The organism is Duganella phyllosphaerae (assembly GCF_001758785.1).
Classification (GTDB): Bacteria; Pseudomonadota; Gammaproteobacteria; order Burkholderiales; family Burkholderiaceae_D; genus Rugamonas; species Rugamonas phyllosphaerae.
In genome coordinates this window covers 70,683-91,905 of record NZ_LROM01000087.1, presented here as the reverse complement: position 1 = coordinate 91,905, position 21,223 = coordinate 70,683, and the positions used below count along the sequence as shown (strand labels likewise).

Here is a 21,223-nt window from a genome sequence, read left to right as displayed (position 1 = left end):
GCGAGGTGCAAGATGAAAACTTATCGAGGTGCAGTATTGATGGCGGTTCTAGCTTGCGCGTGGCTGTCCGGCTGTCAGATGCAGCGCGACAAACCCACCGATGCCCAGATCGAAGTGGTGGGCATGAAAGCGATCCAGGAAGCGGATGCCAGCGCCGAGCGCAAGCTGATGTCGTGGTCGCAGCAAAACCTGCCAGTGGCCCAGCGCGAACTAGCGCTGGTGTACCAGCAGCGTCCCCAGCAGCGCAAGGACGCGCTACGGCTGTTCGAGCAGGCCGCGCGCGGCGGCGACATCGAAGCGGCGTACGAACTGGGCGAGATGCTGCGTACCGGCGTGGTCAGCGTACCGCCGCAACCGCTGGCCGCCTCGAGCTGGTACACGCAAGCGGCGCAACAGGGTCACGCGCGCGCCGCGCTGGCCCTGGCGCTGCTGTACAAGAACGGCAATGGCGTGGCCCGCAACGACCTGCAGGCGGCGCACTGGCTGCAAACGTCCAGCGCCGGCGGCAATCCGCACGCGATGTTCCTGCTGTCGTACTTTTACCGCGACGGCCAGGGCGTGCCACAGGATGCCGCCAAGGCCCGCGCCTTGCTGGAAGAATCGGCCGAACACGAATACCCGCCGGCGATCCAGGAACTGGCGATGACGGTGGAACTCGGCGACGAGCACAGCCCCAAAGACCTGCACCGCGCCAGCCACCTGCTCAAGGAAGCCACCGAGCACCGCCACAACAACTGGAACCGTTTCTAAACTTCGGGGTCAGCGTTTCTAGACTTCGGGGTCAGTGCCGACATTCGGACATTTTTGTCCGAATGTCGGCACTGACCCCGAACTGCTTGAAGGATTATTCGCCGGCCAGGCGCGCCATTTCGCGTTCCATGTTGTCGATGGCGCGGTCGTTGTACTGGGCGGCGAAGTACGGGTCGCAGAACAGCTTGTGCGCTTCGGCCTTGCGGCACAGGTGGCCCAGTGCGCCGGTGCGCTGGCGGCGGTATTCGTCGTCGGGCAGGTGGGCGTACTCTTGGCGGATGGCGCGCGCGTAGTTCTGGTAGACCTCGTCGTCCTGGCCCAGGATCGCCAGGTCCACGCTCAGCAGCACGGCCTTGAGCGGGTGCTCGATCGACGCTTCCTGGAAGTGGTCGGTGGCGCGTATCAGTGCGGCGGCCGGGTCCATTTCCTGGCCCAGGTGGCTGCCCAGCCACAGCTGGGCGCTCGCTTCCTCGTTGCTGGGGGCGCCGGCGTCACGCGCGTGTTCGTATTCGGCGTCGTGGAACCAGAACGCCTGCTTGACGATCTCGATATCGAGCGCGGACGGCTTGGTGTTGGCGGCCCAGGCGCGGATTTCGGACAGGCCGTGCACCAGGTGGTCGAGGTTGTGATAGTGGCGCGCCGTGCCGCCATATGCGGTGGCGCCGGTCAGGCGCGCGAACCAGGCGTCGGCGTGGTTGATGGCCGATTCATCGGCCTGGGCGTAATCCCACAGCAGTTCCCACTCGTTGCGCAGCCAGCCCAGCACCCAGGCGTGGTACGCGGGTCCGGGCACGAATTTTTTCATGATCCAGTTCCAGCCGATCGGCCCTTCCAGCGCCTTCACGAAGCTCGAACTGACCGAACCCAAGTCGCGCGGCGGCATCACGAAGATGGTCTTGGCGCCTTGCAGCACATCGACATTGGTTTGCTGGATCAGGTTTTCGTAGTCGAAATCGGCGGTGGTGCGGATGCCGCGGATCAGGTATTCGGCGCCGTGCTTGCGCGCTGCGCGCGCCGTGTAGTCGCCGCGCACGATCACCACCTGGACATTGTTCCAGCCCTGTTCGGCGCAGCTGAGCGCGATGATGCTCTTGCGCTCCTCGGCCGTGAACTTGGGTTTCTTGGCGCTGTTCTCGGACAGGAACACCACTACCTCGTCCGCCATCGACCGGGCTTCGTTGATCACCCACATGTGGCCATTGGTGATCGGGTCCAGCGTTCCCGAGAATCCGATTTTTTTCATGGTGCCGTCCGCATATCAAAACGGCATTTTAGACCGGAGTGGGCCTCGCAGTCTCGGGAAAATCGATTTTGATCTTCAGCCCGCCCAGGCGCTCGGAGGTATCGAGCGTGAGCACGGCGCCATGGCGCTCGGCAATCGACTTGATAATCGCCAGCCCCAGGCCGCTGCCGCCAGCCTGGCTGCCCGGCACCCGGTAGAAGCGGCTGAACACGCGCTCGCGCTCGTCCGGCGGAATGCCGGGGCCGGAATCTTCCACGCTCAGCAGCACCCGCCCCGGCCCGGCCACACCCTTGACCTTGGCTTCGGCCGGAATGCGGCGCAGCTCGATATCGACGGTGCCGCCAGCCGGCGTGTACTTGATGGCGTTGTCAACCAGGTTGCGCATCAGGATGATCAGCGCATCGGGCTGGCCATCGACGACCGCTTCGTCGGCATGTTCCAGGCCCAGGTCGATCTGGCGCGCCTGCGCCAGGCCGGCCATGTCACCGAGGGTGCGCTTGACCAGGTCGGACAGGTTGACCCGATCGAGCCGGACATCGTCAACCGAACCTTCCTGGCGCGCCAATACCAGCAACTGTTCCACCAGGCGAGTGGCGCGTTCGATGCCGGCCGTGACGCGGCCGATCGCCACGCTGCGCGCTGCATCGTCCTGCGCCCGCTCCAGGCTCAGCACCTGCAGCTTGAGCGCAGCCAGTGGCGAGCGCAGCTCGTGCGCGGCATCGGCCACGAAGTGCTGCTGCGCCTCGAACGCGGTGCGCACCCGGCCGAACAGCAAGTTCAGTTCGTGCACCAGCGGCAGCACTTCGTCGGGCAAATCGTTTTCGGATACCGGCGACAGATCGTCTGCCTGGCGCGCCGCCACCTGGCGTTTGACGCGCGAGACGGGCGCGAGCGAGCCGCTGACCACCCACCAGACCACCAGCATCAAAATTGGCGCCATCACCGCAATCGGCCCCACCGTGCGCAGCGCCAGGGTACCGGCCATGCGCTGGCGCACGGCCATGTCCATCGCGACCTGCACGGTCTGATTGCTGGTTTGCACCGAGAAGATGCGGTACGTGGTGTTATTGGCCTTGACGTTGGAAAAACCGAGCACGGCGCGCTGCGGCAGCGCCGCGCGCGACAGCGAGCGGAATACCTGGGCGCCGTCCGGCGTCCATACCTGCACCACCAGATCGTCGTTGCCGGGATCGGGCGAGGCGTCGGCGGCCTTGTTGGTGAGCGTGGCGCTCGAGCGCAGCGACATTGCCATCTGCTGCATGTGGTAGTCGAAAATCTGGTCGGCGTCGCTGAGCGCGCTGCGATAGGCAATTGCCGCCTGGGCAATCGCCGCCATGGTGATGGCCGCCAGCAGGAACCACAGCAGGCGTCCGCGCAGCGAGTGCGTAACCACCGGCACGCGTGGCATCGGCGGCAGCTTCACCTTCATTCTCATAGCTTGGGCACCATGTAGCCGAGGCCGCGCACGTTCTGGATCAGTTCGGCGCCGAGCTTCTTGCGCAGGCCGTGGATATACACTTCCACCGCGTTGCTGTTGACTTCATCCTTCCAGCTGTACAGTTTTTCTTCGAGCTGGTGGCGCGACAGCACGATGCCGGGCCGGGCGATCAGGGCCTCGAGCACCGCCCATTCGCGCGCCGACAGGCTCACCTGCTTGCCATCGGCCAGCACTTCGCGGGTTTGCGGATTGACGCTGACGCCACCATGTTCGAAGACCGGCTCGGCGCGGCCGGCAGAACGGCGCAGCAAGGCGCGGATGCGCGCCAGCAGTTCGTCCAGGTCGTACGGTTTCAGTACGTAGTCGTCGGCGCCGGCGTCGAGCCCGGCGATGCGCTGCTCCTTGACGTCGCGCGCGGTGGCCACCAGTACCGGCGTCAACTCCTTGCGCGCGCGCATCGAGCGCAGCACTTCGAGGCCGTCCTTGCGCGGCAAACCGAGGTCGAGCAGCACCAGGTCGTAGGTCTGGGTTTGCAGCGCGGTGTCGGCCATGTCGCCGTCCTTGACCCAGTCCACGGCATAGTGCTCGGCGCGTAACAGGTCGAGCACGACTTCGCCGATCATGGTGTCGTCTTCTACCAGCAGAAGTCGCATGGTGTGGTCCTTTTCTTGTTGTTGGTGCGTTCTGCAGGCCGGGCTTAACCCAGCCGCACTGGAATGAAGATTGTATCGCCGCCGCGCTGTATCAGCAACGCCACAGATTTGCCGGACTTGTTCACCACCTGGCGCACCTGGTCGATATTGGTGACCGCATAGCCGTTCACCGACAGCAGCACGTCGCCCGGTTGCACGCCGGCGCTTTGCGCGGCGCCGCCAGCGTCTTCGATCAACATGCCGTTGGCGATGCCGCTATCGCGGCGCTCGTTCGGGTCGAGCGGACGCAGCGACAGTCCCAGCTTGCTGGTGGCCTGCTCGGCACGGTCGCTGGTGGCGGACACGGCAGCCACCTTGTCGGTCAGGTTGCCCAGCTTGGCGTCAAGCGCAATCAGTTTGCCCTGGCGCCATACTTCCAGCTTGACCGTGCTGCCCGGCTTGATCAGGCCGACCATGGCCGGCAAGTCGATCGAACTGACGACTTTTTTGCCATTCATGCTGCGCACCACGTCGCCGGGCTTGAGACCGGCTTTCTCGGCCGGGCCACCACGCTCGACGTTGGCAATCAGCGCGCCTTCAGGCGTGGCCAGCTTGAACGAATCGGCGATGTCCTGGCCCACTTCCTGCACCGTCACACCGAGCTTGGCGTGTTCGACCTTGCCGGTGGCAACGATCTGGTTGGCAATCGTGGTCGCCACTTCGATCGGGATCGCGAACGACAGGCCCTGGTAGCCGCCGGTCTGGCTGTAGATCTGCGAGTTGATGCCGACCACTTCGCCACGGGTGTTGAACAGCGGGCCGCCCGAGTTGCCGGGATTGACCGCGACGTCGGTCTGGATGAACGGCACGTAGGCGTCGTCGGGCAGCGAACGGCCCTTGGCGCTGACCACGCCGGCGGTGACCGTGTTGTCAAGGCCGTAAGGCGAACCGATTGCCAGCACCCACTCGCCCACCTTGACGTTATCGGCCTTGGCCAGCGGCACCACCGGCAGGTCCTTGGCGTCGATTTTCAGCACGGCGACGTCGGTTTTGGGATCGGAACCCAGTACCTTGGCGCGGAATTCGCGGCGGTCGGTCAGTTTGACCGTCACTTCACGCGCATCGCGCACCACGTGGGCATTCGTCAAAATGATGCCGTCGGAGCTGATGATGAAGCCCGAGCCCATGCCGTGGGTAGGCACTTCGCGCTGGCCGCCACGCTGCTGCTGGCCCTGGAAGCGGCGGAAGAATTCCATGAACGGGTCGTCGCCGAACGCATCGGCGCGGCCTTGCCCTGGTCCCTGGCCATCGTAGGAAGCCTTGGTGGTGCCACGCACGTCGATATTGACCACGGCCGGGCCATTCTTGGCGGCCACTACCGAGAAATCAGGCAGGGAGATATTTGGCGCGGCCACCGCAGCGGGGGCGCCGGTATTGGCTGATGGAGGAGCCGTCACTGCCGCCACCGGAGTCCCGGCGGCAACCGCGTTGCTTTGCTTGACCGCGACCGCACCGCCGGCGCCTATGGCAGCCACAATGGCCAGCGCGGCAACGGTGCGTTTGAAGGTTTTCGATCCGGTTGGGGTAGTTTGGGACATGATGCACTCCTGAATTGAATTAGGATTCTAGATGTATCCAATATGAGGCAAAAAACTTAGACCCTACTTAATGAAATTTCCACCGAAACATATGCTTACAACACATGCTGGCGGTGGATTCAGGGCCGCAGACGCACCACTGGCCGGATAAACCGGCCAGTGGTGTCTTACATCACGATGTAGCGATTACGCTGCCTGGCGTTGCTCCAGGGCGGTGACGTTTTCGCTGCCGTTTTGACCGTCGATGACGATCTTGCGTGGCTTGAGCGCTTCGGGCACCTCGCGCACCAGTTCGATGGTGAGCATGCCGTTGTCGAAGCTGGCGCCGGTCACCTTGACGTGGGTGGCCAGCTGGAACCGCTGTTCGAAGTCGCGGGCGGCGATGCCACGATGCAGGTAGGTGCGCTCGGTGGCGTCCTTCTGCTTGCGGCCAACGACGTGCAGCGAATCGCGCTCGAAGGTGATGTCGATCTCGTCGCGGTTGAAGCCTGCCAGCGCCATCACGATGCGGTACTGGTCATCGGACACGAGTTCGATATTGTAGGGAGGATAGCTGGGCGACGAATCGGCGCGCTGGGCGTCGTTGAGCATCTGGGCCAGGCGATCGAAGCCGATGGCGGAACGGTACAGTGGGGTCAGGTCGAAAGTACGCATGATGGATATCCTTTTCAAGTTAAGCGATAAATGAGTCCCCCGTCGGAAGCATTCCTTGGGGCCGGTGGTCCCCTGCTGGGCAACCACTGAGTCCGATATAGGGTGGTAGTCGATGGCTTTCAAGGGCTTTTTTTACGATTTTTTTTGCGGCCTTGCCAGCACCCCCTGCGTGCTAAACTCTTTCTCTTGTTCAATCACGATCCGAGTCCTCAATGTCTTTCACCCGTGCCGCATTCGCCGCCCTGCTCGCTACTACCTTCAGCGCCCAGGCCGACACGATTTCCGAACAGCCTTACCCGGGCACCATCGTCCTCAAAGTGGACGCCTCCAATACGGCACAACAAATCTTCCGCGTGCGCCAGACCATTCCGGCCAAGCCCGGCAAGCTGACCTTGCTGTACCCGCAATGGGTGGTGGCCAACCACGGCCCCAGCGGCGCGCTGAACCAGTTCGCCGGCCTCAAGGCCAGCGCCAACGGCAAGCCGCTCGACTGGCGCCGCGATCCGCTCGACGTGTGGGCCTTCACGGTCGACGTGCCGGCCGACGCCAACGCGGTCGAGGTCGAATTCCAGTACCTGTCGCCGGTCGAAGCGAGCCAGGGCCGCACCACGTTTACCAACGACATCCTCGGCGTGCAATGGCAGTCGCTGGCGATCTACCCGGCCGGTTACCGCAGCCGCAACATCACGATCCAGCCCAACCTGACCGTGCCGCCCGGTTGGCAATTCGGCACCGCGCTCGAGACCGCCTCGCGCACCGGCGACGAGATCGCCTTCAAGCCGCTGGACTTCGAAACCTTCCTCGATTCGCCGCTGTTTGCCGGCCGCTATTTCCGCCGCATCGACCTCGATCCGGGTGCGAAAATCCCGGTGCACCTGAACGTGGTGGCCGACAGCCCCGAGCAGCTCGAAGCGACGCCGGAACAGATCGGCCCGCACCGCGCACTGATCCAGCAATCGTATAAACTGTTTAACTCGAAACACTACAAGCACTACGATTTCCTGTTCGCCATCAGCGACGAATTCGGCGGCATCGGCCGCGAGCACCACCAGTCGAGCGAGAACGGCGTCAAGTCCGGCTACTTCACCGAGTGGGCCAAGTGGGAAGCGCGGCGCGAACTGCTGCCGCACGAATTTGCCCACTCGTGGAACGGTAAATTCCGCCGCCCGGCCGGCCAGGACGTGCCCAACTTCAATACCCCGCTCGACAACTCGCTGCTGTGGGTGTACGAAGGCCAGACCCAGTACTGGGGCGCCGTGCTGGCGGCCCGTTCGGGCCTGATCAAGCCGGAAAACACGCGCGACCTGCTGGCCGCCTCGGCCGCCCGCCTCGACAACGTGCGCGGCCGTACCTGGCGCGCGGTGCAGGACACCACGTACGATCCGATCATCAATGCCCGCCGTCCGCAAGTGTGGAACAACTGGCAGCGCGGCGAGGACTACTACCAGGAAGGCCAGCTGATCTGGCTCGATGCCGACACCCTGATCCGCGAACTGTCCGGCGGCAAGCGCTCGCTCAACGATTTTGCGCGCGGCTTCTTTGGTGTCGATGACGGCGTCAATGTCGCCAAGCATTACACGTTCGAGGACGTGGTGGCGGCTCTGAACGCCGTGCAGCCGCATGACTGGGCCACCTTCCTGCGCAGCCGCGTGGAAAGCCACGGCCCGGGCGCCCCGCTCGATGGCCTGACCCGCGCTGGCTGGAAGCTGGTGTACACCGACAAGCAGACGCCGTTCCTCAAGGCCCAGGAAGACCTGAGCAAGTCGGCCAACTTCCAGTACTCGCTCGGTTTCTCGGTGGGCGCCGAGGGCAAGCTCGAGTCGTTCATCTGGGAAGGCATCGGCTTCAAGGCCGGCCTGTCGGGCAACTCCACCCTGCTGGCGGTCAATGGCCGCGCCTACAAGCCGGACGTGCTGCGCGCGGCGATCACCGCTGCCAAGGGCGGCAAAGAGCCGATCCAGCTCCTGGTGAAAAAGGGCAACCTGTACACCACGTACGCGATCGACTACCACGACGGTTTGAAGTACCCGCGCCTGGAACGGATCAAGGGCACGCCTGACCGCCTGGAAGCAATTCTGCAACCGATGAAGTAAGATGGCGCAACGCCCAACCTGAGGACAATATGAACAACAACGCTGACATTCAACTGAGCGGTCCCTTCAAGGCCACCGACGGCGCCGGCCGCGCCCACGACGCCAAGGCGATCCGTATCTTCGACGAAGGCTACGGCGCCATCGAGGTGTACGTGGACTTTGCCGGCTCGGTCCAGGGCTTGCACAAGGACAAGTCCCTGATCGACGCCGTGGTGGCGCAACTGCGCACCGTCGGCTACCAGGGCCCGGCCCTCACGGCCGGCGACCCGGTGCTGCAAGAGAGCAAATTGCTGGTGCTCGAAGCACCGGACGAGTTCAACACCTTTGCCGCCGGCAAGGGCTGGAAGGACCTGGCCGAGGAATTTGGCGACGAGTAATTATTTAAGATAGCGGCGGCTCCACGCCGCGATCAAGTCCGCCACGTACACCGCATCGTCGCGCCGGGTCAGCAAATGGTCGGCGGTATCGAGCGATACAAAGCTTTTCGGGTGCCTGGCGGCAGTCACGATTTCCATCGCATTGGCCACCGGCACGGTATCGTCGCCCGGGGCGTGCATCACCAGCAAGGCGCGCTTCAAGCCGGCAATCTTCGGTTTGAGTCGATACGCTTCGGCGTCCTCGAAAAACTGGCGCCTGATGCGGAATGGCCGTCCGGCCAGCGGCACCATGGCCTCCCCTTGCTCTCTGATCAGTTCCAGGTACTTGCTGCCGAACAGGCTGGGCATATGGGTGGGATCGCTGGGCGAGCCTATCGTCACTACTGCTGTCGCTTCGGCAATCTGCTCGGCCGCCGCCAGCATGGCCGTGCCACCCAGGCTATGGCCGATCAACAACTGCGGCGCCGCGTGCTGGGTGCGCAGGAAGTCGGCAGCGGCCACCAGGTCGGCCACGTTCGAGGAAAAATTGGTATCGGCAAAATCGCCTTCGCTGCCACCGAGACCCGTAAAATCGAAACGCAGCACGGCGATGCCGTGCGCGGCCAGCGACTGCGCCAGCCGGTGGGCGCCGATCGCATCCTTGCCGCACGTAAAACAATGGGCAAACAGCGCGTAGGCGCGGATGTCGCCGTCGGGCGCGTCGAGCTTGGCAGCCAGTTTGAGGCCGTTGGAGATAAATTCCTGTCTTTGAGAACGCATGCAAACTCCTGCAACTTCGATGAGGGCGTACTCTGACGCATAAGTGGTGGCGGGACAAGTCAAACACGTGAAAGCCGCTATCATAAATGACTTGCAAAGTGTCTCTTTTGAGCTAACCTACCAACTCAAAGGAGGCAATTATGTCCAATCTTATGAAAAAGCCAGCCACCGTATCCGGCGCCGCTGCTATCAAGATTCGCAAGGCTGGCCGCAGTGCAGCCAAGTCCGCGCCTGTGGATGGCTCCCCGCTTTTCAATCTCAATCCGCAAGGGCGGATTGCCTTGATACGACAAGGCATACCGGCATCGACGATTACCAGCCTGTCTTCGCGCATGGGGATGAGCAAGGAAATTTTGCTCACCAGCCTGGGGCTGTCGCGTGCCACCATCAGCCGCAAGGAAAAAGATGCCCTCATGCTGTCCAGTGACGAATCGGAACGGGTGCTGGGCGTAGAAAATCTGATCATCATGGTGCAAACCATGGTCGAAGAGTCGGGCGACCCAACCGGTTTCGATGCGGCGCGCTGGGTGTCAGAATGGCTAACCGAGCCATTGCCAGCGCTGGGGGGCGAAACCCCGGCCAGTTATATGGATACCTTCGAGGGCCAAAAACTGGTGGCAAATTTACTGGCCATGATACAAAGCGGAGCTTACGCATGACTGCGGTGGTGTGGCGTATTGCGATGGAAGCACCCGCCTATGCCGCCAACGATTTAAGTGGCATGGGTGCCAGGCTGACCGGTGGGCGCTGGAACAGTAAGGGCACCCCCGTTGTGTACTGCGCCGTCAATATCGCGCTGGCCGCGCTGGAGACGGTGCATTACCTTAAGGGTCGTGGGCCATTCAACCGCTACCTGGTACGTATCGAGATTCCCGATGAAGTATGGACCACCTGCCAGGTACTCGCACCATTGCCCGGCGGCTGGGATGCTGTCCCTGCCGGCCTGAGCTCCATCGCAGCAGGCGATGCCTGGATCGCCTCCGGTGCCAGCGCGCTGCTACGTGTGCCATCAGTCATCGTGCCGGATGAAGATAATGTGCTGATCAACCCGCAACACCCCGACACCGCCGCGATGACAGCGACGACCATCAAGCGCTGGATCTACGATCCGCGTTTTTTCAAACGCTGACCCTTCGATATCAAGTATAGCCGCACGACAAATAAATCAATCTTGCATCTCAGCGCCAGCGGGGATTATACTGTACATACATACAGTATAAGTCTAATAACAACCCATGCTCACGCCACCACTCGCCATTACCACCGCAGCCGCGCAGGCTGGCCGCCTGGCCATGCGCGATGTGTGGCGGGCCAGCGAACTGGCCATTTCACGCTCCACCACCTGCACCACCGGGCACCAGCTTCTGGACAGCGAACTGCCCAATAATGGCTGGCCGCGCTCGGCGCTGATCGAACTGCTGGTGCAGCAACACGGCATCGGCGAAATGCAGTTGTTAAAACCGGTACTGGCCAGCCTGTCGGCGCGCCAGCGCGTGGCGCTGGTGCAGCCGCCGTATCTGCCGCACGCCATGGCGTGCCGCGCCTGGCAAGTGAATGACCGCAACCTGCTGTGGCTCAAGCCTGCCAGCAGTGCCGACGCGCTGTGGTCGGCCGAACAAATCCTCAAGAACGGCTCCTGCGGCGCGGTGCTGCTGTGGCAGGCCAATGTGCGGCCCGAAGCGCTGCGCCGGCTTAACCTGGCCGCGCAAAGCACCGACACCTGGTTGTGGCTGCTGCGCCCGATCGCGGCGGCAGCCGACGCGTCGCCCTCGCCGCTGCGCATGACCTTGCGTCCGGCCCCCGGTGGCATCTCAGTGGAGATCATCAAGCGCAAGGGCCCGCACTGCGACCAGCCCTTGTTTATCCCTCTCGGCGATATGCCGGTACCGCTGCATATCCCGTTACAACCTGCCCCCCACGATCATGAAACTGATGTTAAGCGTCCACCTGCCGTTGTTGCCGCTCGAAGCGCAACGACCGTGCTGGTCTGAGCCGGCGCCCATGGTCGTCGTCGAGCACGGACTGGTGCTGGCCATGTCGCGCCAGGCCGCGCAGGCTGGCGTGCGCCTGGGGATGCGCAGTGGCGGCGTGGCGGCCATCGCGCCTGACACCACCGTGCTCGAGCGCGCAGCCGACAAGGAAGACCAGGCGCTGGACGCCATCGCCACCGCGCTGATGCAGTACACACCCGACATCACGTATCAACCCGACTGGTCGCTGCTGCTGGACGTGAGCGCCAGTCTCACGCTGTTCAGGGGCCCACACGCGCTGTGCCTGCGCGTGCTGCGCAGCGTGGCCGCGCTCGGCTTCACGCTGCAACTGGGCGCCGCGCCCACCGCTGAAGGCGCCTGGTTGCTGGCCCGTAACGCGCCGCCCAAGGATCAGCCCAAGGGCCGCCGCGTGGCCTCGATGGAGCGTCTGCAACAACGGCTCAACCAGCTGCCGTGCGAGCTGATCCCGGCTGCCGTGCCCTTCCAAGGCTGGCTCACCGATATCGGCGCGCGCAACCTCGGTGCCTTGCGCCGGCTGCCGCGCGCCGGGCTGTTGCGGCGCACCGACAAGCACCTGCTGGCCGCGCTCGACCGCGCCTACGGCGAGGCGCCGGAAATGTTCGAGTGGATCAAGCCGCCCCTGCACTTTTCCGCCCGCATCGAAACCTTCGAACGCGTGGAACACGCCGACGCCTTATTACACGGGGCGTCGAGCCTGATCCTGCAACTGGTGGGCTGGCTTACCGCCATGCAGCAGGCGGTGCGCGCGTTCACGCTGTACCTCGAACATGAACGCGGCCGCGCGGCGGTGGCGCCCACGGCGCTCGACATCATGCTGGCCGAGCCGGCATGGCACGAGTCGCACCTGGTGCGCCTGCTCAAGGAGCGCCTCGGCAAGGTGGAACTGCACGCGCCGGTGATCGCGCTGCGGCTCGAAGCGGTGAAAATCGAAGCCATGCTGCCGCCCAATGCCTCGCTGTTTCCCGAGCCGGGCGGCACGCCGCAGGACTACCACCGGCTGCTGGAACTGCTCACCGCGCGGCTGGGCACCGACAACGTGCTCACGCCCGCCACCGTGGACGACTACCGTCCCGAAATATGCAACACCTGGCTGCCGGCCACGGCCAGGCGTCCCAAGCCACAGCCTGACGAAGTATTCGACGGCCGGCCATTCTGGCTGCTGCCGAAACCGATTGCGCTGCTGATGCGCGACAACCGGCCGTTCTACGGCAGCGCCCTCAAAATCCTCTCCGGCCCCGAGCGCCTGGAAGCTGGCTGGTGGAACGACCAGACCGCCGCCCGCGACTACTTCGTGGCCCAGGGCAGCGACGCCAGCTGCTACTGGATCTACCTCGAACGCACCACCGATGCGCGCTGGTTCCTGCATGGACTGTATGCCTGACCATGGATACCCTGCCAGCCACCACGCCAGTCATCCTGCCCGACTACGCCGAGTTGCAGGTCTTTAGCAATTTCAGCTTCCTGCGCGGCGCCTCGCCGCCCGAGCAGCTGGTGCAGCGCGCCCACCAGCTCGGCTACAGCGCCATCGCCATCACCGACGAGTGCAGCCTGGCCGGCGTGGTACGCGCCCACGTGGCCGCCAAGGAGTGCGGCCTGCAACTGGTGATCGGCAGCCAGATGGCGATCACGCCCGAAGACGGCAGCCCGCCGTTCAACCTGATCATCGTCGCCACCAATAAGAACGGCTACGGCAACTTGAGCGAGCTGATCACCGTGGGCCGCATGCGCGCCGACAAGGGCACCTACCTGGTGCGTCCGCGCGACATTGCCCAGCCGACCGGCGACCTCGTGCATTTGCGCGGCCTGCCCGACTGCCAGTTCATCCTGGCGCCGCGCTACTGCGCGCCCTACGAAGAAGTGGAGCGCCACGCGCAATGGCTGCTGCACAACGCCCCGGGCCGGGTGCGCATCGCGCTCACGCTGCACCACCGCACCCGCGACGCGCTGCACCGGCGCATGGTCGACGGCATCTCCGAAGAATTCGCGATTCCCGTGGTGGCCACCGGCGACGTCTGCATGCACCTGCGCTCGTATAAACCGTTGCAGGACACCATGACCGCGATCCGCCATGGCATCCCGGTGGCGCAGTGCGGCTACAAGCTCGCGCCCAATGCCGAGCAGCACCTGCGCTCGCGCGTGCGCCTGGGCAACCTGTACCCGCGCGCGGCGCTGGACGAAACCGTGCGCCTGGCGCGGCTGTGCGAATTCTCGCTCGACGAGCTGCGCTACGAATACCCGCACGAGCTGGTGCCCGACGGCGAAACGCCGGCCAGCTACCTGCGCCAGCAAGCCTATATCGGCGCCCACTGGCGCTACCCGCACGGCATACCAGCCAACGTACAGGCCCTGCTGGAGCGCGAGCTCGACATCATCGCCGACCTGCAATACGAGGCATATTTCCTCACCGTGTACGACATCGTCCGCTTCGCCCGTGGGCAGCACATCCTGTGCCAGGGGCGCGGCTCGGCCGCCAACTCGGCCGTGTGCTATTGCCTGGGCGTGACCGAAGTCGATCCGTCGCGCGGCACGCTGCTGTTCGAGCGGTTTTTATCGAAAGAGCGCAACGAGCCGCCCGACATCGACATCGACTTCGAACACCAGCGCCGCGAAGAGGTGCTGCAATACGTGTACAACAAGTACGGCCGCATGCGTGCGGCGTTGACCGCCGTGGTGATTTCCTACCGGCCCAAGAGCGTGCTGCGCGACGTGGGCAAGGCGTTGGGCGTGGATCTGTCGGTGGTGGACAAGGTGGCCAAGGCGTCGCACAGCTGGGGCGGCCGCGCCGACCTCGAACAGCGGTTGCTCGACTGCGGTTTCGATACCAGTTCGCCGATCGTGGAAAAATGGAACTACCTGGCCGACATGCTGATGCATTTCCCGCGCCACCTGAGCCAGCACCCGGGCGGCTTCGTCATCTCGCACACCAAGCTGTGCCGGCTGGTGCCGATCGAGAATGCCGCCATGGAGGACCGCAGCATCGTGCAGTGGGACAAGGACGATCTCGATGCGGTCGGCCTGATGAAAGTGGACTTGCTGGCGCTCGGCATGCTCAGCTGCATCCGCCGCACGCTCGATCTCGTCTCCGAGCGGCGCGGCCAGCGTTTCGAGATGGGCGACATCCCGGCCGAAGATCCGGCCACCTACGACATGATCTGCCAGGCCGATACCATCGGCGTGTTCCAGATCGAGTCGCGGGCGCAGATGTCGATGTTGCCGCGCCTGCGTCCGCAAACTTTTTACGACCTGGTGATCGAGGTGGCCATCGTGCGACCCGGACCGATCCAGGGCGAGATGATCCACCCGTATTTGCGGCGCCGGCAAGGTATCGATCCGGTGTCGTACCACAGCGATGCCATCAAGGGCGTGCTCGAGAGAACCCTGGGCATTCCGATTTTCCAGGAGCAGGTGATGCAGATCGCCATTGTCGCTGGCGGCTTCACGGCCGGCGAAGCGGACCAGTTGCGGCGGGCCATGGCAGCCTGGAAACGCAAAGGGGGACTGGGGCCGTTCCAGGAAAAACTCAAGGCCGGCATGAAGGCGCGCGGCTACCCGCCGGAGTTTGCGGAAACCATCTTCAACCAGATCAAGGGCTTTGCCGAATACGGTTTTCCCGAATCGCACGCGTCGTCGTTCGCCCTGCTGGCCTATGCCTCGAGCTGGCTCAAGTGTCACGAACCGGCAGCTTTCCTGGCCGCGCTGCTCAACTCGCAGCCGATGGGCTTTTACTCGCGCTCGGCGCTGGTGCAGGATGCGCGCCGCCATGGCGTGGAAGTGTACGCGGTCGACGTGGCGGTCAGCACCTGGGAAGCGGCGCTGGAACCGGCCGCCAACGGCATGCCGGCGGTGCGCCTGGGCCTCAACAACGTCGATGGCATGGAACGGGACGCCGCCTGGCGCATCGAAGAAGCGCGTGCAGTGGCGCCATTTGCCGACACGTCCGACCTGGCCGCCCGCGCCGGCCTCGACGCGCGCCAGATGACCCACCTGGCCAGCGCCAACGCCCTCGCCGCGCTGGCCGGCAACCGCCGGCAAGCGATGTGGCAAGCCGCCGCCAGCGTACCCGACAAGGGCCTGCTGCGCCCGGCCACGGTGGTGGAAGACGCCATCGAACTCGACGCCCCATCGGCTGCCGAAAGCGTGGTGGCCGACTACCGCCACCTGGGCCTCACGCTGGGGCGGCACCCGGTCTCGTTCCTGCGCGAACGGCTGTACAAGATGCGCTTCACGCCCTCGGACGTATTGATGGGATTTAGCAACGGCCAGCTGGCGCGCGGCTGCGGCATCGTCACCGTGCGCCAGCGTCCGGGCACGGCCAAGGGCGTGGTCTTCATCACGCTGGAAGACGAAGCCGGCACCATCAACGTGATCTGCTGGAAAAGCCTGGTGGAACAGCAGCGCCGCGAAGTGATGGGCTCGCAGCTGCTGGGCGTGTACGGCGTGTGGCAGACCGAAAACAATGTGCGCCACCTGGTCGCCAAGCGACTGGTGGACCTGTCCCACCTGCTGGGCGCACTCGACACAAGGTCGCGCGATTTTCATTAATGGAAGGGCGGCGATGCGTAACCTTAAAAATCTTTCCGGAAAAGCTGGCGAATTCTTATGCATTACGAAATTTATGCGCGCAACCGCAGAACAGCACTTTCTTTTTGATGCTCTTCTGCTGGGCGGTAATGCCAAAACGCCCAGAACCGGAACAGGATACCCCACGGGATTCAGCGCAACCGACGTTAAACGGGCTCAAGCGACTAAAGTGCCTTTCTTCATTTGCGCGGTGGACCGGTCGATAGCCGGTAGCGAAAAATTCTTTATCAAAGGAGTAGACGCCAAACGTACCAGGGGTATCAACGGCAGTACGGTATTCACAGATAGTGCAACAGCTAAGATGCTCACGCCAGACCAACGAACCTCGCTTTCCATCTTGCCGCTCACCACCACTGAGGAACAAGAAGTGATCTCCGCTTAAATATGCGTGCAAGGTTTGCCTGCTTGACGATGACCGCCGTGGTGCAGGCAGTCTGGTCCAATTTTCACGCTGACGTTGAAACACATTCCGCCCCATGCCCATGGCCAAATGCTGCCGGGCCTGCCACACTGCGTTCCATGAAAAATCCCATCTCTTCAGGAACCCGCATGCAAGCTAAAAACACCTCCGTGCCATTCATCGCCGCCGCCACTACTGCCTTGCTGATTCAGCTGGCGTTCCCGATCGCAGCCCACGCCGCCGCGCCCGTTGCCGCCGTGCCGGCCGCGCGCACGGTCGGCACCATCGAAGCAGTTCACCAGTTCCAGACCGGGCCGATGCCCACCGGCGTGACGGTTTCGGCCAAGGGGCGGATTTTTGTCAACTTCCCGCGCTGGGGCGACGACGTACCGTTTACGGTCGGCGAACTGCGCAACGGCGCCGTGGTGGCGTACCCCTCGCAAGCGGCCAATACCTTCGACGCGAAAAAACCTGCCGACACCTTGTCGAGCGTGCAAAGCGTGGTGGTCGACGCGCTGGACCGGCTCTGGATCCTCGACCCGGCCGCGCCTGGCTTCCAGACCCGCATTGCCGGCGCGGCCAAGCTGGTGGCCGTGGACCTGGCCACCAACAAGGTCGTCAAGACCATCATCATTCCCGCCGACGTGGCGCTCGATACCACCTACCTGAACGATGTGCGCTTCGACCTGCGCGCGGGCAAAGCCGGCGTGGCGTACATCACCGATTCGTCGGTCTCGGGACCGGGCGCCATCATCGTGGTCGATATCGACAGCGGTCGCAGCTGGCGCAAGCTGAGCGGCCATCCATCGACATCGCCAGACCCTGCCTTCGTGCCGTTCGTCGAAGGCCAGCGCCTGGCCCAGCGCGCACCCGGCAAGGCGCCGCAGCCGTTTGCGGTGGCGGCGGACGGCATCGCGCTCTCGGCCGATGGCGCCACGCTGTATTACAGCCCGCTTTCGAGCCGGCACCTGTACGCGGTGCCGACCAAGCTGTTGCTCGATGCCGGCGCCAACGAGACAGCACTGGCCGCTGCGGTGCGCGACCTGGGCGAAAAAGGCGCGTCCGATGGCCTGGAGGCGGACGACCAGGGCCGCCTCTATGCCGGCGACTACGAGCACAACAGCATTCACCAGCGCCAGGCCGACGGCCAGTGGACCACCCTCGCGTCCGATCCGCGCATGCTGTGGCCCGATACACTGTCGGTCGGCCCCGATGGCTACCTGTATTTCATCGCCAACCAGCTGCACCGCCAGGCCGGCTTCCACGACGGCAAAGACCTGCGCCAGAAACCGTACATGCTGTTCCGCACCCGCATCAACGCCGGTCCCGTGATGCTGAAATAAGCATGCAGCAGGAACGCACCGGGCAGCCGGTGCGTTACCATAGCGGTTGGAAATTTTTACAGTTCACCAACCTCGGGACACCGCTTGATGCGCGCCACCACATTATTGCTTTCCCTGCTGATCGCGGCCACGGCCGGCGCCGCATCGGCCGGGCCGGCCCGGCAACTGGCCGGCATCACCGCCAGCGGCGAACTGCGGGTGGGCACGCCTGCCGACTACAAGCCCTACACCTACCGGCTCGGCCACAGCGGCGACTACCTCGGGCTCGATATCGACCTGGCGGCCGGCCTGGCCAAACGCCTCGGCGTCAGGCTGACCATGGTGCCCACCAGCTGGCCCACCTTGCTCGCCGACTGGAACGCCGACAAGTTCGACATCGCCGTCGGCGGCATTTCCATCACGCCAGAGCGCCAGCAGCATGCGCTGTTTTCGATCGCTTACCAGCGCGATGGCAAGACCCCGATCACGCGCTGCGACAACGTGCAACGCTTCCAGACGCTGGCGCAGATCAACCAGCCCGACGTGCGCCTGATCGTCAACCCGGGCGGCACCAACGAACGCTTTGCCCGCAGCCATGCGCCGCGCGCGCAACTGACGGTCTACCCGGACAACGTCACCATCTTCGGCCAGATCGCCGCCGGCAAGGCCGACCTGATGATGACCGACGCCATGGAAACGCGGCTGCAACAACGGCTGCACCCGGAACTGTGCGCGGTGCACCCGGATCAGCCATTCGATACCGCCGACAAGGCCATGCTGCTGCCGCGCGATCCCGCGTTGAAAGCGCTGGTGGACCAGTGGCTGCAGGAGCGTATTACCAGCGGTGCGCTGCAACAGGACGTGAAACACTGGCTGGCATTCCCCTGGGCGCTGGAACCGTTGCGCCAGGCCATCGACCAGCGCCTGCTGCTGGCCGAACCGGTCGCGCGCGCCAAGTGGAACCGGCAAGCGCCGATCGAAGATTTGCCGCGCGAAGCGCTGGTCATCGCTGCCGCCGTCAAGCAAGGCAGCGCGCTCGGTTTGCCGACGCAGCGGGTGGAGGCAGTGTTCCGGGCGCAGATCGAAGCGTCGAAAACCGTGCAGCGCGAACTGTACCAACGCTGGACTGCACAGCACGCCGGCCGGTTCGACGACGCGCCCGACCTGGCCACCGACATCCGCCCCGAGCTCGATCGGATCACCACCGAACTGCTGGCGGCGCTGGCCGCCAACCAGGCCATCCTGCTTGACGCTAACCGCCGCGACGAGGTCGCGCAAGGGCTGCGCACGCTCGACGCCACCGCGCTCAGCGCCGCTGCGGCGCAGCAGGCGCTGGCACCACTGATTAACTTCCAATAAGGCCCTGTTTTGCATAATATTGAACTCATCGGCGCCAGCCTGTTTGCGCTGGCCCTGCTCCATACCTTCGCCGCCAAATCGTTCGGCACCCTGGCCCGCCGCCACCCGCGCCATGCCGGCCTGTTCCACCTGCTGGGCGAAGTGGAGGTGGTGTTCGGTTTCTGGGCGTTCGTGCTGATACTGGTCATGGCGCTGGCCAACGGTGGCCAGTCGGCCATCGCCTATGTCGAATCGCGCCATTACACCGAGCCGTTGTTCGTGTTCACGGTGATGGTGGTGGCCGCCTCGCGCCCGGTGCTCGATGCGGTGCAGCGCCTGTTGCTGGCGCTGTCGCGCAAACTGCCGCTGCGCACCGAAGTGGCGCTGGCCTGGTTCGGCTTGGCGCTGGTACCGCTGACCGGCTCGCTCATTACCGAACCGGCCGCCATGACCCTGGCCGCAATGACCTTGGCGCCGCTGATCTTCCGTGCCGGCATGCCGGAGTGGCTCAAGTACGGCGCGCTGGGCGTGTTGTTCGTCAACGTCTCGATCGGTGGCACGCTGACGTCTTACGCGGCGCCGCCGGTGCTGATGGTGGCCGGTACCTGGGGCTGGGACAGCGCCTTTATGGCCAGCAACTTCGGCTGGAAGGCGGCACTGGCAGTCGTCGTCAACGCCACCGTTGTCAGCTTCATGCTGGCGCCGCACCTGCGCCCGATTGCCGCCAACGAAATCCAGGCCACACCGGGCGCCGATGCCGCCGACACGCCGAAGGTGCCGCTGGCCGTCACCGTGATCCACCTGGCCTTCCTGGCCGGACTGGTCGTGTTCAGCCACCACCCCGTGCTGTTCCTGGGCCTCTTCATGTTGTTCCTCGGCTTTACCAGCGCCTACGAGCGCTACCAGTCGCCACTGATCATCAAGGAAGCGCTGCTGGTCGGTTTCTTCCTGGCCGGGCTGGTGGTGCTGGGCGGCATGCAGCAATGGTGGTTACAGCCTATCGTCGAGAGCCTGTCGCCGCTGGCGCTGTTCTTCGGCGCCACGGCCCTGACGGCGATTACCGACAACGCCGCCCTCACCTACCTCGGCTCGCTAATTAACGGCATCACGCCGCAGGCGCAATACATGCTGGTGGCGGGCGCCGTCAGCGGCGGCGGCCTGACCGTGATCGCCAACGCCCCCAACCCGGCCGGCGTGGCGCTGCTGCGGCGCGGCTTCAACGATGAATCGGTCGGCATGCTGGGACTGCTGCTGGGCGCACTGGGACCGACGGTGGTGGCCGCTGCCGCGTTCCTGCTGCTATAAGCGATGGCGCGCCGGGCCTGGGGCGCCAGCGCAGCGTTCCTGATCCAGGGCGCCACGTTATGGCTGTTCCTGGCGCCGGTACGCCAGGCGCCGCAGGAACCTGCTGGCGTGCGCTCCTCGATCCTGATGCTGCTGGCGCTGCCCAAAGCTGTGCCCTCAAAGTCCGCGCCGCTTCTGGCGCAGAACGTGGCCGCCGCGCCTCAGCGGCGCACCACTGCCACCTCCGCCAACGTCACACCAGCGCCAACAGTTGCTGAACCGGCGCCTGTGCCTGTGCTGCGCGACAGCGCGCCGACGTCGATGGCTGCCACCGCACCCGACCCGTTCGCCAGCAACCAGCCCGCCACCGCGCGCACTGCAGCCGCCATCATCGCCCAGGCCAGGCGCGACCTGCCCCGCATCGACAAGGAAATCCTCGGCAAGGCCAAGGGCGTGCCCGACGATCGGCCCGAGACCCTGGAAGAGCGCCTGGCGCGCGGCATCGCCGGCGCCTACGTGGGCGGTGACACGGCGGAAATCACTGACCACTACACCGCGGCCGACGGCGTGGTCTACACCAGAATCACCCGAGGCCCGCACACGACCTGCTACCGCAGCCGGACCGCCGACTTCAACTCGGTCTTTGGCTCCAGCAAAACCCGGATCAGGACCACATGTCCGCCTGCCAATAGCAGCTGGGTAAGGTAAGCAGAACAACGATGGCCATCAAGTCAGGCAAGCT

General features: G+C 64.4%; 19 protein-coding genes and 1 pseudogene. 14 read left to right on the top strand and 6 right to left on the bottom strand.

Going from position 1 to position 21,223, the window contains the following annotated elements:
- The first annotated feature begins 78 nt into the window (after positions 1-78).
- A complete protein-coding gene (locus DUPY_RS13365; RefSeq protein ID WP_229255357.1) occupies positions 79-750 on the top strand; it encodes a tetratricopeptide repeat protein in 672 nt (223 codons plus the stop codon).
- Between the two features lie 94 nt (positions 751-844).
- Here DUPY_RS13365 and coaD read toward each other — a convergent pair whose 3' ends face one another.
- From coaD to DUPY_RS13340, 5 genes are all read right to left on the bottom strand, one after another.
- On the bottom strand, positions 845-1,993 hold the full coding sequence (gene coaD, locus DUPY_RS13360) for a pantetheine-phosphate adenylyltransferase (RefSeq protein WP_070248778.1): 1,149 nt from the start codon (positions 1,991-1,993) through the stop codon (positions 845-847).
- A 28-nt stretch (positions 1,994-2,021) separates the two neighbouring features.
- Positions 2,022-3,422, bottom strand: a complete 1,401-nt coding sequence (locus DUPY_RS13355; RefSeq protein ID WP_070248776.1) for an ATP-binding protein — start codon at positions 3,420-3,422, stop codon at positions 2,022-2,024.
- Between the two features lie 2 nt (positions 3,423-3,424).
- Positions 3,425-4,084, bottom strand: coding sequence for a response regulator (locus DUPY_RS13350; protein WP_070248774.1), 660 nt, complete (start codon positions 4,082-4,084; stop codon positions 3,425-3,427).
- Positions 4,085-4,128: 44 nt separating this feature from the next.
- Positions 4,129-5,661 carry a DegQ family serine endoprotease gene (locus DUPY_RS13345; RefSeq protein ID WP_070248772.1) on the bottom strand — a complete coding sequence of 511 codons (1,533 nt, stop codon included), beginning with the start codon at positions 5,659-5,661 and terminating at the stop codon, positions 4,129-4,131.
- Positions 5,662-5,847: 186 nt separating this feature from the next.
- Positions 5,848-6,315, bottom strand: a complete 468-nt coding sequence (locus tag DUPY_RS13340; protein ID WP_070248770.1) for an Hsp20 family protein — start codon at positions 6,313-6,315, stop codon at positions 5,848-5,850.
- A gap of 212 nt (positions 6,316-6,527) precedes the next feature.
- Here DUPY_RS13340 and DUPY_RS13335 point away from each other — a divergent pair, with 212 nt between their 5' ends.
- Together DUPY_RS13335 and DUPY_RS13330 are read left to right on the top strand one after the other, a co-directional pair.
- Complete coding sequence (locus tag DUPY_RS13335) at positions 6,528-8,408, top strand: M61 family metallopeptidase (RefSeq protein ID WP_070248768.1); 1,881 nt, start codon at positions 6,528-6,530, stop codon at positions 8,406-8,408.
- A 29-nt stretch (positions 8,409-8,437) separates the two neighbouring features.
- Positions 8,438-8,785, top strand: a complete 348-nt coding sequence (locus tag DUPY_RS13330; protein WP_070248766.1) for a hypothetical protein — start codon at positions 8,438-8,440, stop codon at positions 8,783-8,785.
- Here the strand turns inward: DUPY_RS13330 and DUPY_RS13325 are convergent, their stop codons facing one another.
- Entirely contained in the window at positions 8,786-9,544 is a 759-nt protein-coding gene (locus DUPY_RS13325) for an alpha/beta hydrolase family protein (protein ID WP_070248764.1), read from the bottom strand.
- 140 nt (positions 9,545-9,684) lie between these two features.
- Between DUPY_RS13325 and DUPY_RS28900 the strand changes: the two genes are divergently transcribed.
- From DUPY_RS28900 to DUPY_RS13280, 11 genes and pseudogenes are all read left to right on the top strand, one after another.
- A complete protein-coding gene (locus DUPY_RS28900) occupies positions 9,685-10,203 on the top strand; it encodes an Xre family toxin-antitoxin system antitoxin (RefSeq protein WP_229255356.1) in 519 nt (172 codons plus the stop codon).
- Positions 10,200-10,673 (top strand): RES family NAD+ phosphorylase, encoded by a 474-nt coding sequence (locus tag DUPY_RS13315; protein WP_070248762.1) that lies wholly within the window; start codon positions 10,200-10,202, stop codon positions 10,671-10,673. Before DUPY_RS28900 ends, DUPY_RS13315 begins: the two co-directional genes overlap by 4 nt.
- 106 nt (positions 10,674-10,779) lie before the next feature.
- A complete protein-coding gene (gene imuA / locus DUPY_RS13310; RefSeq protein ID WP_084640706.1) occupies positions 10,780-11,535 on the top strand; it encodes a translesion DNA synthesis-associated protein ImuA in 756 nt (251 codons plus the stop codon).
- Positions 11,468-12,937, top strand: coding sequence for a Y-family DNA polymerase (locus DUPY_RS13305; RefSeq protein ID WP_071651631.1), 1,470 nt, complete (start codon positions 11,468-11,470; stop codon positions 12,935-12,937). Before imuA ends, DUPY_RS13305 begins: the two co-directional genes overlap by 68 nt.
- 2 nt (positions 12,938-12,939) lie before the next feature.
- Positions 12,940-16,098: an error-prone DNA polymerase gene (locus tag DUPY_RS13300; RefSeq protein ID WP_070248758.1), complete on the top strand. Its 3,159-nt coding sequence runs from the start codon at positions 12,940-12,942 to the stop codon at positions 16,096-16,098.
- 13 nt (positions 16,099-16,111) lie between these two features.
- Positions 16,112-16,519, top strand: coding sequence for a hypothetical protein (locus tag DUPY_RS27910; RefSeq protein ID WP_141749535.1), 408 nt, complete (start codon positions 16,112-16,114; stop codon positions 16,517-16,519).
- A 167-nt stretch (positions 16,520-16,686) separates the two neighbouring features.
- Positions 16,687-17,880 carry an L-dopachrome tautomerase-related protein gene (locus DUPY_RS13295; protein WP_141749534.1) on the top strand — a complete coding sequence of 398 codons (1,194 nt, stop codon included), beginning with the start codon at positions 16,687-16,689 and terminating at the stop codon, positions 17,878-17,880.
- An 87-nt stretch (positions 17,881-17,967) separates the two neighbouring features.
- Positions 17,968-18,747: pseudogene (locus DUPY_RS29255) on the top strand (transporter substrate-binding domain-containing protein); the annotation flags it as partial.
- Entirely contained in the window at positions 18,721-19,218 is a 498-nt protein-coding gene (gene aroQ / locus DUPY_RS29250) for a gamma subclass chorismate mutase AroQ (RefSeq protein WP_229255364.1), read from the top strand. The pseudogene DUPY_RS29255 and the gene aroQ, both read left to right, overlap by 27 nt.
- Before the next feature lie 9 nt (positions 19,219-19,227).
- Complete coding sequence (locus DUPY_RS13285; RefSeq protein ID WP_070248754.1) at positions 19,228-20,502, top strand: putative Na+/H+ antiporter; 1,275 nt, start codon at positions 19,228-19,230, stop codon at positions 20,500-20,502.
- A gap of 3 nt (positions 20,503-20,505) precedes the next feature.
- The gene (locus DUPY_RS13280; RefSeq protein ID WP_070248752.1) at positions 20,506-21,189 is read left to right on the top strand and encodes a hypothetical protein; all 684 of its coding nucleotides are present in this window, start codon (positions 20,506-20,508) and stop codon (positions 21,187-21,189) included.
- Positions 21,190-21,223 lie beyond the last annotated feature (34 nt).

Coding starts and splice junctions, on each gene's coding strand:
- imuA (WP_084640706.1), top strand. CDS start 10,780: ATGCTCACGCCACCACTCGCCATTACCACCGCAGCCGCGCAGGCTGGC.
- DUPY_RS13355 (WP_070248776.1), bottom strand. CDS start 3,422: ATGAAGGTGAAGCTGCCGCCGATGCCACGCGTGCCGGTGGTTACGCAC.
- DUPY_RS13350 (WP_070248774.1), bottom strand. CDS start 4,084: ATGCGACTTCTGCTGGTAGAAGACGACACCATGATCGGCGAAGTCGTG.
- DUPY_RS13315 (WP_070248762.1), top strand. CDS start 10,200: ATGACTGCGGTGGTGTGGCGTATTGCGATGGAAGCACCCGCCTATGCC.
- DUPY_RS13295 (WP_141749534.1), top strand. CDS start 16,687: ATGCAAGCTAAAAACACCTCCGTGCCATTCATCGCCGCCGCCACTACT.
- DUPY_RS13335 (WP_070248768.1), top strand. CDS start 6,528: ATGTCTTTCACCCGTGCCGCATTCGCCGCCCTGCTCGCTACTACCTTC.
- DUPY_RS13330 (WP_070248766.1), top strand. CDS start 8,438: ATGAACAACAACGCTGACATTCAACTGAGCGGTCCCTTCAAGGCCACC.
- DUPY_RS13365 (WP_229255357.1), top strand. CDS start 79: ATGCAGCGCGACAAACCCACCGATGCCCAGATCGAAGTGGTGGGCATG.
- DUPY_RS13340 (WP_070248770.1), bottom strand. CDS start 6,315: ATGCGTACTTTCGACCTGACCCCACTGTACCGTTCCGCCATCGGCTTC.
- DUPY_RS13325 (WP_070248764.1), bottom strand. CDS start 9,544: ATGCGTTCTCAAAGACAGGAATTTATCTCCAACGGCCTCAAACTGGCT.
- DUPY_RS13345 (WP_070248772.1), bottom strand. CDS start 5,661: ATGTCCCAAACTACCCCAACCGGATCGAAAACCTTCAAACGCACCGTT.
- coaD (WP_070248778.1), bottom strand. CDS start 1,993: ATGAAAAAAATCGGATTCTCGGGAACGCTGGACCCGATCACCAATGGC.
- DUPY_RS13280 (WP_070248752.1), top strand. CDS start 20,506: ATGGCGCGCCGGGCCTGGGGCGCCAGCGCAGCGTTCCTGATCCAGGGC.
- DUPY_RS13300 (WP_070248758.1), top strand. CDS start 12,940: ATGGATACCCTGCCAGCCACCACGCCAGTCATCCTGCCCGACTACGCC.
- DUPY_RS28900 (WP_229255356.1), top strand. CDS start 9,685: ATGTCCAATCTTATGAAAAAGCCAGCCACCGTATCCGGCGCCGCTGCT.
- DUPY_RS27910 (WP_141749535.1), top strand. CDS start 16,112: ATGCGTAACCTTAAAAATCTTTCCGGAAAAGCTGGCGAATTCTTATGC.
- DUPY_RS13305 (WP_071651631.1), top strand. CDS start 11,468: ATGAAACTGATGTTAAGCGTCCACCTGCCGTTGTTGCCGCTCGAAGCG.